General features: G+C 45.7%; 13 protein-coding genes. 8 read left to right on the top strand and 5 right to left on the bottom strand.

Annotated elements, in window-relative coordinates:
* The first annotated feature begins 177 nt into the window (after positions 1-177).
* From QUA38_RS12875 to QUA38_RS12845, 7 genes are all read left to right on the top strand, one after another.
* Positions 178-432, top strand: a complete 255-nt coding sequence (locus tag QUA38_RS12875; protein WP_333162301.1) for a type II toxin-antitoxin system RelN family antitoxin — start codon at positions 178-180, stop codon at positions 430-432.
* Positions 422-595, top strand: coding sequence for a hypothetical protein (locus tag QUA38_RS12870; protein ID WP_333162300.1), 174 nt, complete (start codon positions 422-424; stop codon positions 593-595). Before QUA38_RS12875 ends, QUA38_RS12870 begins: the two co-directional genes overlap by 11 nt.
* A gap of 230 nt (positions 596-825) precedes the next feature.
* A complete protein-coding gene (gene ruvA / locus QUA38_RS12865) occupies positions 826-1,449 on the top strand; it encodes a Holliday junction branch migration protein RuvA (protein WP_015174486.1) in 624 nt (207 codons plus the stop codon).
* Positions 1,450-1,599: 150 nt separating this feature from the next.
* Positions 1,600-1,869, top strand: a complete 270-nt coding sequence (rpsO, locus tag QUA38_RS12860) for a 30S ribosomal protein S15 (protein WP_190661928.1) — start codon at positions 1,600-1,602, stop codon at positions 1,867-1,869.
* Between the two features lie 95 nt (positions 1,870-1,964).
* A complete protein-coding gene (locus QUA38_RS12855) occupies positions 1,965-2,438 on the top strand; it encodes a PAM68 family protein (RefSeq protein WP_333162297.1) in 474 nt (157 codons plus the stop codon).
* 214 nt (positions 2,439-2,652) lie between these two features.
* Complete coding sequence (aroF, locus tag QUA38_RS12850; protein ID WP_333162294.1) at positions 2,653-3,714, top strand: 3-deoxy-7-phosphoheptulonate synthase; 1,062 nt, start codon at positions 2,653-2,655, stop codon at positions 3,712-3,714.
* A gap of 180 nt (positions 3,715-3,894) precedes the next feature.
* Positions 3,895-4,455, top strand: coding sequence for a Uma2 family endonuclease (locus QUA38_RS12845; protein WP_333162291.1), 561 nt, complete (start codon positions 3,895-3,897; stop codon positions 4,453-4,455).
* A 167-nt stretch (positions 4,456-4,622) separates the two neighbouring features.
* On the opposite strand, the gene QUA38_RS12840 is transcribed toward QUA38_RS12845, so the two are convergent.
* Positions 4,623-7,223, bottom strand: a complete 2,601-nt coding sequence (locus QUA38_RS12840; RefSeq protein WP_333162288.1) for a dynamin family protein — start codon at positions 7,221-7,223, stop codon at positions 4,623-4,625.
* Positions 7,224-7,307: 84 nt separating this feature from the next.
* Here QUA38_RS12840 and QUA38_RS12835 point away from each other — a divergent pair, with 84 nt between their 5' ends.
* Positions 7,308-8,579 carry a hypothetical protein gene (locus QUA38_RS12835; protein ID WP_333162285.1) on the top strand — a complete coding sequence of 424 codons (1,272 nt, stop codon included), beginning with the start codon at positions 7,308-7,310 and terminating at the stop codon, positions 8,577-8,579.
* Positions 8,580-8,648: 69 nt separating this feature from the next.
* On the opposite strand, the gene QUA38_RS12830 is transcribed toward QUA38_RS12835, so the two are convergent.
* From QUA38_RS12830 to QUA38_RS12815, 4 genes are all read right to left on the bottom strand, one after another.
* Positions 8,649-9,368, bottom strand: coding sequence for a DUF2786 domain-containing protein (locus tag QUA38_RS12830; RefSeq protein ID WP_333162283.1), 720 nt, complete (start codon positions 9,366-9,368; stop codon positions 8,649-8,651).
* 174 nt (positions 9,369-9,542) lie between these two features.
* A complete protein-coding gene (locus QUA38_RS12825; protein ID WP_333162280.1) occupies positions 9,543-10,760 on the bottom strand; it encodes a DUF790 family protein in 1,218 nt (405 codons plus the stop codon).
* A gap of 15 nt (positions 10,761-10,775) precedes the next feature.
* A complete protein-coding gene (locus QUA38_RS12820; protein WP_333162277.1) occupies positions 10,776-11,237 on the bottom strand; it encodes a DUF3598 family protein in 462 nt (153 codons plus the stop codon).
* A gap of 54 nt (positions 11,238-11,291) precedes the next feature.
* Positions 11,292-12,833 carry a DEAD/DEAH box helicase family protein gene (locus QUA38_RS12815; RefSeq protein WP_333162274.1) on the bottom strand — a complete coding sequence of 514 codons (1,542 nt, stop codon included), beginning with the start codon at positions 12,831-12,833 and terminating at the stop codon, positions 11,292-11,294.

Genomic DNA, 12,833 nt, shown 5'->3' with positions numbered 1-12,833 from the left:
TGAATTACCTCGCTCAATATTCTGAACCTGTTCAAGAGTTAATGAATTTAACTCCAAATAAACGTCGCTTTTATCAACAGGGTATACCGGCTTCAACCCTGATGCAGTCTACTTTGTAGATATCTTTGTCACCTCTCCAGGTAATAGTATTAAGTCAAAAAAATTAAGGAAAAATAAATGAAAGCCTTAGAAGTCACAGGAACGCTCGACAAAAAAGGTCAATTAATTCTCGATCGACCTTTAATACTAGACACTCCGGGCACCGTGCGAATTATCGTCCTCTTTCAGGAACCTAAAGATGAAGCTGAATACGACCCCGACGATACTCCAGTTGAAGAAGTAAAAGTTAGTCTCAGAAGAGCGTTGCAGCAAGCCAAAGCCGGACAAACCCGACAAATCTCTCAACTGTGGGAGAGAATCTATGCCGAATGAAGCCGAAGCAATCACGATCAGATTTGCGGATGACTTTGAAGCAAATTTGTATGCCCTCGCGAAAAGATATCGCAGTATCCGCAAAGATGTCCAGCCCGTAATTGAACAAATACAGGCTGGCAATTTTATGGGCGATCGCATTTCCGGAATAACCGAAGATTAGAGCATCTTAAAAGTCCGGGTGCAAAACAGCATAACCAAAAAGGGAAAAGTGCAGCATATCGCATTATCGATCAAGTTGAATCGCCGTCGATCGTACTTTTGTTAACCATTTACTCAAAATCCGTGAAGCGAAGCTATCCCGAAGGGAGTCGCGCAGATATCAGTCTCAACGGAATCCGCAGCATCATCGCCGACTTTGATGAAAGCCAATAGCGGTGTATTATTAATTTTATGATTAGCTATCTCAAAGGCACAGTAGCCGATATCGCCAAAGGCAGCAACCGCGTCATATTGACTCTGGAAGTCAATCAAATCGGCTATGAAATCCAAATTTTGCCCCGCGTGACCGGTCAATTGCCAGCATCCGGCGAAGTCGCGCAAATTTTTACCCACCAGCAAGTTAAGGAAGACCAAATCGTTTTGTACGGTTTTGGCAGCGCGGCCGAACGCGATTTGTTTCGGCAGTTGACGAGTGTCAGCGGTGTCGGTGCTCAACTGGCGATCGCACTTCTCGATACTTTAGGATTGCAAGATTTAGTCCAGGCGATCGTCGGCGGTAACACCCGCATCCTCGCCAAAACCCCCGGCGTGGGTACAAAAACCGCAGAACGTCTCGCCCTGGAACTCAAAAGCAAACTCTCGGAATGGCGACAGCAAGCAGGTTTGACAACTTCAGTCGCCGCCGGAGTCCCCCCAGCTATTCAAGAAGAAGTCGAGATGATCCTGCTGGCGATGGGATACACTGCGGCTGAAGTCTTGCAAGCCCTGCAAACCCTTAGTCAAGACAGCACTTTATCCGCCAAAGGTAATGCCGATGATTGGATACGTGAGGCGATCGCCTATTTGAGCCGATAATCCCCTACAACATCCAAAAACCGGGAAGAAAAACCAAAATTCGGCCGGGTCAACAAACCCATGCGTGGCAAAAATTTTATCCTTGTTATGCTTCGCCTGTGATAACATTGGAGATTGTGACAATCGTACAAAAAAAACTAAAATCAATTCATGGCTCTTACACAACAGCGCAAACAAGAAATCATGGGCGACTTCCAAACCCATGAAACCGATACCGGTTCAGCAGATGTCCAAGTCGCCATGCTGACCGATCGCATCACAAAACTCAGCGCCCACCTGAAAATCAACCAAAAAGACTTCGCCTCCCGGCGCGGTTTGATGATGATGATCAGCCGCCGCAAGCGCCTGCTGGCATACATCCAAAGGGAAAATGTCGATCGTTACAAAGCATTGATTGCCCGTCTAGGCATTCGCGGCTAAACACCAAAGCCAAAATTTGCGACAATATTCTTTAATCTTGGACAAACACCAAGACTTATTGAAAAATGTTCGAGATTTCAGGTTAGAGATAAAATATGTCCTCCGAACCACCCCGCAAGCGCTTGCCCTTTGAACCGGCAACAAATCGTAAAAAAACGCCTAAAAAGCCCCCAGAACCCCAAGCAAGCCTAGCCTTAGAGTCGGATTCTGCCGACAAGCAGCCGAAAGCTAACAAAACCGGAAAACAGGCGCAATCCATCCCAGAAGTAGTCAGCCAACGCATGATATCTCGGATAGGGGTATTCTGCGGGATACCTACTCTATTGGGAATTTCCACATTTTTTGTCAGCTATTTGGTAGTCAGCAACGGCTTGTTTGATCTGCCCAACACAGCAGTATTGCTGGTAAGCATGGGCTGTTTTGGTCTAGGCGTTCTGGGATTAAGCTACGGAGTCCTCTCAGCTTCCTGGGATGAAGAAGTTTCAGGAAGCACTCTGGGGTGGGAAGAATTTAATACCAATTTTGGACGGATGCGAGAAGCGTGGCGCGCCGCGAAGCCAAAAAGTTAGTCATTAGTCATGAGTTATTAGTCATTAGTCATTAGCTAAAAAACTAAGCTGTTAACCATTAGCGAGTTTGTCCTTGGGGAGGGAATAAGAACCCACCCCACAACAATGCTAAAAATACTGATATAAATAGATTCTCGATCGCCATTGCATCTATTTTTCTCAGTGCATCAGAGTCATCATCCGTTTCTAGCCCAACAGAAAAGGCAAACAAAATATGATTATTGTAATGAAAGCCGGCACTCCAGAAGCCGAGATCGATCGACTAGATGAAGAGCTCCGCAGTACCTGGGGTTTGATACCAGAAAAAATAGTCGGCCGTTACAAAGTTGTTATGGGTTTGGTAGGCGACACCGCCGAGCTCGAACCGATGCAACTGCGCGAATTGAGCACCTGGATTGAAGAAGTCCTGCGCGTGGAAAAACCCTACAAACGTGCTTCTCTGGAGTACCGCCAAGGAGAAGCCAGCGAAGTAGCGGTTGCTACTCCTTTAGGAACTGTGATGATCGGCTTGCATCACCCGATCGCGATCGTAGCGGGCCCTTGCTCGGTCGAAAACGAAGAAATGATTGTCGAAACGGCAATGCGCGTCAAAGCTGCTGGAGCTCATTTTCTCCGTGGTGGGGCGTACAAACCGAGAACTTCCCCCTACGCTTTCCAAGGCCACGGCGAGAGTGCTTTGGGATTGCTAGCTGCGGCGCGGGAAGCTAGCGGTTTGGGAATTATTACAGAAGTTATGGATGCGGCCGACTTAAGTGCGATCGCCGAAGTAGCCGATGTGATCCAAGTCGGGGCGAGAAATATGCAGAATTTCTCACTGTTGAAGAAAGTCGGAGCTCAAGACAAACCAATTTTGCTGAAGCGTGGCATCTCCGCCACCATTGAAGAATGGTTGATGGCTGCTGAGTATATCATGGCTTCTGGCAATCCGAACGTGATTTTGTGCGAGCGCGGAATTCGCGGGTATGACAGGCAATATACACGCAATACGCTAGATTTGTCGGCAGTACCAGTATTGCGAACCCTGACTCACTTACCGGTGATGGTTGACCCGAGTCACGGCACCGGTTGGGCGCAGTTTGTACCCTCGATGGCGTTTGCTTCGATCGCCTCTGGTACAGATTCGCTGATGATTGAAGTGCACCCGAATCCGAAAAAAGCTTTGTCTGACGGGCCGCAATCTTTAACGCCGGATCAGTTCGACAAGTTGATGGAAGAATTGGCGGTGATTGGTAAAGTCATGGGACGTTGGCCGCAGCCCGTGCCAGTTTTGGCATAAAAACTGGCGAAACGCCTAACCTAAAATGCGATCGCGCTTAAATCCCCGATTTCTTTAAGAAGTCGGGGATTTTGTTATTCGGTTTTTGGAATAGAGGCCCAGGGGCGATCGTACTTCTAGGAAAGTTGGGAAATTTTGTATAATTGATATTTGAATTAATTAGCGAGAGGGCTGGGATTCATGGTAGGCATCGGAACCAAACTCACTTTAGCAGAATTTCTAGCTTTGCCCGACGGAGATATATATTGTGAGTTTGTAGATGGTGAAGCAGTCCCCAAAGTGTCTCCAAAATATTTTCATTCGACTTTACAGTTTACTTTGTGTCGCCTGATTCGTGTATGGTGTAAAGGACGCGGGCGAGTGCTTCCAGAATGGGCAATTTTGTTAAAACGTCAGGATAAAGATTGGGCACCTGTTCCCGATTTAACGTACATTTCTTATGAAAGTCTGCCGAAAAGTTGGCGGCGAAATGAAGCTTGTCCCGCAATTCCTGAACTGGTGATTGAGATTATATCACCGGATCAAAGTATGAAGGAATTTGAAGAGAAGGCGAAAGATTATTTGGCGGCGGGAGTTCCGCGAGTTTGGGTAATTGATCCAGAAGCTATTTTAATAAAAAGCTTTTTCCCCGATGGTTCGAGTCAAGTTTATACGGATAATACACCGATTGTAGATGAGTTGCTGCCTGGTTTGGAGTTGACGACTAGACAGATTTTTGAAGAAGCGGAATTGATTGATTGATTGATTGAGGGCGATCGTACTCTGTGCAAGATATCAGTCGTAGGGTGCGTGACAACGGGAAAACTTTAACTCGCGGCGGTGGGACTATTGACTGTCACGCACCGCGACAAAACCATAGTATTTACAAGGTACTATGGTTTTTTGGCGCTTACCCGTTATTCATTGAATTAGCGATCGCTTTGATTTAAGATTGTTTCAATTTGATTCTGTACTTGTTCAAGTTCCCGACGTTTGTCAGCCAGCCAAACCTTTTCGGCCTCGCATTCTGCTTGATTTTGGCGATCGCGCTTTTCCTGCTGTTCTAATAAATTCTCCCACAGAGAGATCGCTTTTGACATCGCACCGCTACTGGTTTCAACTCTTTCTTCAAAGACTGCAATAACTCTTTCGTGTATCTTATCAAGAATAGACTGTGAAGATTCGTTGAACTTGTCAATCCCTAACTCACAAACTTTTTCCTTTATTTGAGCTTTAACGGCATCGCCATCTAAAAAGCTCCAGCCCAAACCTCCACCAGCACCCGCAAGTATTGTCCCTAAAATTACTGGAATGATACCAAGTGGAAGAGCGATTAACACAGCAGCCGCGACAGCACCAATTCCCAAACCGCCCATGAATAATCCGCCGTCGCCAATATCGTCAATTGATTCAGCAATCCCGCTTCCAGTTGTACCAATCTCGCCCAAATTACCTGCCATCGCCAAATTATTAAATTGACTGACAAGGTTACTACTCAGTTGCTTATCGAACTTTTGAAACTCCTGCCGAATCGCATCAATGTCTTCATTTATTTGACTATTTAAAGCTCCCGTATTCTCTTGTAAAATAGACTGTACTTTTTGAGTAGCCCAATCTTCTATTTCTTGGGTGATATCTCGCACAAATTGGTCGGAATAATCTTTCGTCAGCTCGTTTTGACTCCACATATGCGAATGCTCCGAAGTCCAGCCGTCGCTTTTTGCAATCAGGCGTTGTCCCAATCCTTCGACCCATTCATTCCAAGATTCAATAGCTTCTCCTACAGATTCCTCCCTCAGTTCATTAGCTAAAAGTCTAATCTTAACATCGCGGCCGCTTGCTTCCGCCATTTGTTCAAAAATATTCGCCTTATCTCCTTTAGAAACTGTCAAATTTCCTTCTAAGATTTCCCTATATTGACTCAATTCATCGCAGCCAGTATTAATAATTTGCTTAATTCCGGCTGCTGATTGCTGAAGTGCGATCGCCCCCCGTTCAACTGCCAAAAACTGTTCCAGAGATTTGGTAAAATCCTGAAAAGATTTCACATACTCATTTTCCGTCCCATCCAAAATAGCCTCAAGTGCAGATTGAGCAGAAATCAAATGAATCCGGTTTTCACCCACAATCAAATTTTGTTTTTTAACAAACGTTTCTACCCTTTCTCTTGCCTGCTTGCGGCTTCCTTCCCGACGCAGCAAATCGGCAAAATTAACTAAAATAAAAATATTTCTTGCAGCTTCATCATCTCGATCGGGATTCAACTTTTGTTTCAAATACAAAAGAAGTTCCCGCTCTTTTTCTGTCAAAAGATTCTGAGCGTGAGTCAAAAAAATCACCGCATCAGTTGTTTTGAGAACCTGTTCCGTAACTAACGTGCGTTCCGCTTGTTCGTTCAATCCGGGAGTATCAATAATTTCTACACCATTGGTACACAATTCGAGATTCGGATGCTCGAAAATGATTTCTTTGATTTCTGAATTGACAATTTCCTCCCCAAAAGAACCTAAAGCCGCTTCCTCAGAAATCGATGCTTTATCTTTATATTGCTCAGGTGAAATCTCCTCTTCTCGTCCGTCTGTGTATTTGCAGATAACGCGCTGCTGTAGGCCGTATGTCAAAACTGTCACCGTACCGCTACAGGGAATATCCCGCACCGGTTGAATTTCCTCCCCCAGCAAAGCATTGAGTAAAGTAGATTTTCCTTTACTAAACTCGCCGACAACAGCAACGCGAAACCGCTGAGATTCTAATTTACGAGATATTTTTGTTACTTCTTCTGGTAAATTAGGAGAGAGCACGTTGCGATCGCTTCCATCTCGCAGGGTTAAACCTAGTTTTCCACAAACAGCATCCAGTTGTTGCCGATACTCCTGAAAATTTTTCAACTCCTGATAGGACGAGACTGAACTTTTGTGATTTTTTTGCTGTTTCGGTTTGGCTGGCAAATGTTGGATAATGTGACTAGCAGCACGGACAAACATAGAATCGAGAGCTTGAAATTGTGCTGGATCGAGTAACGAGTGAACTTCTGCTAAAGCTGCTGTATCGCTTATTGTTTGACTGCTAAAACTCGCTTCCAAAACAGTCAAAAATCGCCCAGCGATTCCGAGTCTGTTGGCAATGTTTTGCAAATATTGTTTTTCTCGTTCATCTATTGTCCCATCTGCCGCCGACATTTGATACCCAAAACTAATCAGCAGTAGTTTTTCCTCCTCAGAAAAACACGCAGTCAGCGCCAACAACACCGTCACTTTATTGTAAACTTGCCGGTCTTGCACGCTCTTAACCATCGGCATTACCAATGGGCGCAAACTGTTGTTAGCGGGGATAAGTTCCGTAAAAGTTGTCCGCAATCGCTGCTTTTCCTCAGCACTTACCGTACCGTCGGCATGAATGACTCCCAACAATACCGTCACTAGCCCCGCCAGAAAAAGCAGAGGCGGAGTAATATCCTCTTTTCGTAGTTTTTGCCCAGTCAGCAGCGAAAAAAGCTCAACCGTTTGCGGACTAATTAGCGAAGTGTCCATTTGCAGGGCCTAGTGATAATTTTTTTTATTTAAACTATCATAATATATTAGTTATTCTGTGGTTTGCTACCAGGGTAAAAATTGATGATGAACTTTGTATTTCCCGCAGCGGTACAGGCTGCGATCGAGGCTGGCAAGTACGTACAAGTGTTTACATCGGCTGGAGTGCCGATCGGCATGGCGAGAGATGCAGCGACAGGAGAGTTCGTAGCCCATGCCGTTGGCGCAGCCCTCAACAACAACCCACTATCGCCCTTAGTGTCTCCCATGCAGTTTGTCATGGGCGGCTTACAGATGCAGCAAATGCACATGGGCTTTCAAGGCGTCCAAGCCACTTTGGGGGTGCTGCAAGCGACAACAGCCGTCATTGGTGTGGGAACTTTCGCCGGGGTAGCCTTATCAGCGGTGAATTTGCACCAGACATTGAAACTAAAAAAAGCGGTAGAGAGGCTGGACGTTAAAGTAGAAAAAGGATTCATCGATTTACAAGAACTTGTAAAAGGCGAAAGCGCGGAAATTAAGAAATTAATTGCCGAAGTCGTTGCAGATATAAAATTTAACAGCCACCGTTTAGTTTTAGTGCGGGCTTACGGGTTATTTAATCAAGCAATTCAACGAATGCGATCGGCTTTGCAAGTGCAAGATATCAACGGCCGCAACGCTGAAATTGTTGAAGCGCGGGGGATGTTGTTTAAAGCTTTAGCAGACTACACAAATCCGCATTTATTAGAAGAAACTTGTGCGGCGGGACAGTTGCGTCGGTTAGAGTGCAGTTGGGCGATAGAGCAAAGTATTATCGGCACGTATCAGGTGCAAAATGAATTTGGTGCTGCGGGCGATCGGCTTTCTCAGCTTCAACAACAAATCCGTCAAGATGGCTTAAGAATAATTGATGCTTGTGACTCTGATGACGAACTAGATTTTCTGTTTCCTGAAATCACGCGAATTCACAATCACGATTTAGCTGCCTTAGACATTTGGCTTAATCAGATTGAATGGACTAAAGCTTTGCCCCAAAGTGAGTTAAAGCAGTTAGAGAGTGCTGATTTTAGTAAATCAGACTTAGCTTTTATGGGGGATAAAAATTCCGCCAAAACAGCTTTAGCGATACCGGATGAACAGTTATTTTATGAAAATTTGAGGCCGAAGTCTCATTTTTATGCGCTTTGCACTCAACTGGAATTAATGCTCGATCCGCAGCAGCGTCAAGAGTACGAAGATTATATCCTTGAGCAAGGGGAAATAGCGGGTCATAAAAGTTTAGTATCGTCGAACTTGGAAAAAGCCTCGAATTTGGCTGTTGCTAATCTTTTTTACTATTTCAAAGTCCGAGATAAGTCGGAAGAATCGGAATAATCAGACCTAACTTGTTATTTGCTTTAAGTTTATCCCTGTTTTGATTATCCATCAATTACTATCGAGAACTCAAAGAAATTCATTCAGTTGTTTCATATCCCCTTGCGGCTGCACTTGCTTGTGCAAACTAATTTTGTCGCCCACTTCATACCCGGAATTAAAACCCGCCGCGCTGCTGACTTGAGAATCTGTTCTCGTTCTAATTTTAACCCCTCGGCCCTCTAGATAATCCGCGATCGCCCGTTGATTTTTCTCAAACATCGATCGCACAACAATCCCTGGAGTCGCCGCCGCATCCCCCGAACCCGGAATCCCCGACTCTTCCATCTCCTGCTTTTGTTCCAACAATCTTTGTCTCAACCTCGTCGCGCATCCAACCCGAAAAGCATTCAGATACGCCAACCCCCTGCCGTTTCCTTTGCGGTATTTAGCCCTTTTTTCAATCGCCGAACTCAAATACTCGTACAGATGTTTGCAAACAATCAGGTTTGTAGAAGTTCCCACCAAAAACATACTGCCATTATAAGTGTTTCGCATAGCATTGCAACCGTTAGCGTCCGCAATTCCCGAAAGCAGCATCATTTTCCAAGTGACAAATTTGGATGTTGTTTCAACTGAGTCTTCGTCAATCTCTTCTTGGTGATTTGGCCCTAAATCCGCGAGGCTGAGATTGTACTGTGCCAGTAAAAGGGAAGCTTTTTCGGCCGCAGCAGTCGATTCGTTTTCATTGGATGAGGTGGCGAGGGCTAACAGCTTTTTGATTCTTTCGACAATACTTGTGTCTGCCATTTTTCAATCGGTTTTAGGGTGAGACTACGCGGTGGCAAGGATTTGGGTAAATTCCTATTTTAGTATAGCGTGCAATGTGGGATGTTTTTTGAGGAGGATTTTTTTGAACCGCAGAGGGCGCAGAGGGCGCAGAGAGAGAGAAAGAAAGAAGTTCCCAACTGATGCGCGGATTGGTTACTCTTCGAGGACTTCCAGGACTGATTTGGGCAGCAATTTATCTTTAAACCAGACTACTTTTGCTGGCACGTCTTTTACATTCACCCCGGCTTTTTCTAAGTTCAGCCGTTCGGAAATAGCTAAAATCAAGTTATCGCATTCAGACTTCTGTACTTGTGCAAATTTCTTTTGCAAATACTCCGGCCGCCAATAGCCAACTATTTCTAATAAAAATACTCGCCCGTCGGGATGCACTAACCGAAAGTCGGGAATCATCACACTACCTGGAATCGGAATTAAATCAACTTCTCGCTCTAGTTGCCACTCGGTTTTTGTGGAATTCCATCTTTCAGCAAATGCGGCTTCTAACATACTATCATAAGGCTTGCCCGGGGGATAGTGGCTGACTAAACCGCAGTCGGAATTTAGGGTGAATTTACCTGTTTTCAAAACGCCGCTAAAAGGGTCTTTTGTGTGCAGTGTCGAGTGCATACTCCATTTGGTGACGTGCAGCAGTGCGGGCAGCATTTTCGCCAGGGCTAAGCCGTAGCGGGTGCTGGGTTTGAATAAGCTTGTAGGCCCATCTATTGTCAGTGTAAAACCGTGGTCTGCATCGCCTTCAATGTAAGTCATTAATTGAAATAGTTTCAGATAGCGGAATAAGAGTTTGTATTCTCCCGGATCGTTGCGGTGGGCGGTTAATTGGACTTGACTTGCTCGGTAAAATATGCCTTGAACTTGAGAAAGATTGTATTTGTGAAGCAAGTTTTCCGGTGTTGGTGCATTAAACTCTGTGAGGATTTTGTTTTCGTTTAAATCGGCGTATAAACCTGTACTGATTTCGTGAGGAAATACTTCTCTGTTTAAGTCTTGGCTGAGCTCAGTTGCTACTTTTTCCAGGGTTAATTGGGTGGATTGAGGGCTGGGAGTCGATCGCGCGGACAATGCAAAAACCCGCTGTCTCAACTCTGAGGGTTCTAGGGGACTGATAACTTCCAAGTTGCAGAAACCGCCTTTCAGCAGGTGCGCTAATCCCCGTTTCAGCCGATAATCGGGGCTGTCGCCTTCTAATTCTAGCAAGCGTCCGTCGAGCTCGCCTTGGGTTTTGCCGATCGACTCTTGGAAGCAGTTTATCGTTTCGGTAGCTGCTTCTAAGTTTTTAGCATCTATCTTGAGGCGTAGCGGGATGATTGATTCCCCGTTTTGGCGGTGACTTAATAAATCAGTTGGTAGCATAAGCAGTGAAAAGTTTTACTCAATTTTTTGTTCAACAATCACCGTAACTCCCCTAAGTTTTCCCTCTTCTGTCAATGTTTGGGTAGTCCGAATTCGCCGCTCGGAACTGACGAGATTGATGGTTTCAACAGCCCTCAGAATGCCAGTTGCTTTGTCCCACGTTTGAAAAATTATCAAATTATCTCCAACTTCTGTGGCTAGTGTTTTGTAGTTGGAAAAAACCGAGTCTGGGCTTTCATATTGCACTTGCCCTTCACCGACAACATGACCCACAAAATTTTTTGTTTCACTCTTGCCATTGGCATAAGTTTGAACGTTTGTTTGCCTCCACTCGTTGTCAACAATTTTCATGGTTAACACTGATGTCAAACGCTCGGTTTCTTTGCAGTCGGCATCGAGCCTTGTCCAGTCTCCCTCCCAAACTCCAGTATGTTTGGGAAAGACTTTAAAGTTAGTTATTTGCGGGATATCGCTCATTTTTAGGTCAGGTAAATTAGTTGTTGATGAGATTATACACAAAGTTTGCAATATTTAATCTTTATTTTCTTCATCATTATTTTCTCCCCATTTTTGAGGCGACTCTGCCGCGCGCTGGGTTGTCTGGCGGTTGACTCCGTAAATCGGAGTGGGCTTGATAATTTCTACTTGCTGATATTCTGGCTTTGGCGGTTCTATTTGTGTTTTTGGTTGGGGTTTGTGAGGCTGCATTCCTCCTCGGCGGCGTTGAGAAGTTCTTTCTTCGCTGGTGTCTTCGGTGACGACTTCGTAGAGAATTGCTAGCTTATTTACATCGCTGCTTTTGCGGAGAACTCGACCCAATCGCTGAATGTATTCGCGTTCGCTGCCCGTACCTGACAATATGATAGCAATTCTGGCGTCGGGAACGTCCACTCCTTCGTTGAGGACGTGGGAGGCGACGAGGGTTTTGTATTCGCCGCTGCGAAAGCGATCGAGGATTTCGTGGCGTTCTTTGACTGGGGTTTGGTGGGTAATTGTGGGGATGAGAAATTCTTGGGAAATTCGGTAAACTGTGGCGTTGTCTCCGGTGAAAATTAGGGTGCGCTGGGGAGAGTGTTCTGCTAGTATTTGGGCTAAGATTCGTAGTTTTCCTTCGGTACAAAGGGCGATTTCTTTGGCTTGGCGGTGGGCTAGCATGGCGCGCCGTCCCAGGGGCGATCGCGCGCTTGCCATGATAAACTGTTTCCAACCTTCGAGGCTGGATATTCTGATGTTAGACTGTTTTAAGAAGTCGTTGCGAATGTTGATTAATTCGGCGTAGCGATCGCCCTCTTCTTTTGACAGTTTTACCATGATTTGAACTATTTTATGGTCGGCTAAAGCATCGCCTGCCAAATCTTCGGGTCTTTTGCTAAATACTGTCGGGCCGATCAGGAAATGCAAATCGCTGTGGCGGCCGTCGGTGCGATCGGGTGTAGCTGTCAGCCCGAGTCGAAAAGGCGCGATCGCATATTCGGAAATTACTCGATAAAAGTCCGTTGGCAAATGGTGGCATTCGTCAAAAACCAGCAAACCGTATTTATTGCCCAAGGTTTCTGCATGAATACTTGCACTGTCGTAAGTTGCCACTAAAATTGGCGTTTTGTCCCGCGAACCTCCGCCCAACAATCCGATTTCGATGTCGGGAAAAGCTGCTTTTAAATTAGCGTACCACTGGTGCATTAAATCGAGAGTTGGTACTACAATTAATGTACTGCGACCAGTGACTTGCATGGCTAATTGTGCCAGATAAGTTTTGCCGGAAGCAGTAGGGAGGACGACTACTCCTTGGCTTCCTGCTTCTTGCCAAGCTGCGAGGGCCTGTTCTTGATGTGGGTAAGGCTGCATTTCCACGCTGGGTACGAGTCCTAGTAGTTCGTATCCCCTAGCTTCGTCGGTGAAGTGAATGCACTCGGCTTGGAGGCATTCTACCAGCGGGCGGTAGTGAATGGCTCGAATGCGGTATTTTTCCACGCGATCGTCCCATGTCGCAAAGTCCACCCAGTCTCTGCCTTTGGGCGGCGGGTGTAGCAGCAGCGTTCCGCGATCGAATGTTAAGGTAGGTGTGCGTGGCAT

It is taken from the genome of Microcoleus sp. Pol12B4 (genome assembly GCF_036701385.1).
Taxonomy (GTDB): Bacteria; Cyanobacteriota; Cyanobacteriia; order Cyanobacteriales; family Microcoleaceae; genus Microcoleus.
This window is presented reverse-complemented; position numbering and strand designations above follow the sequence as displayed.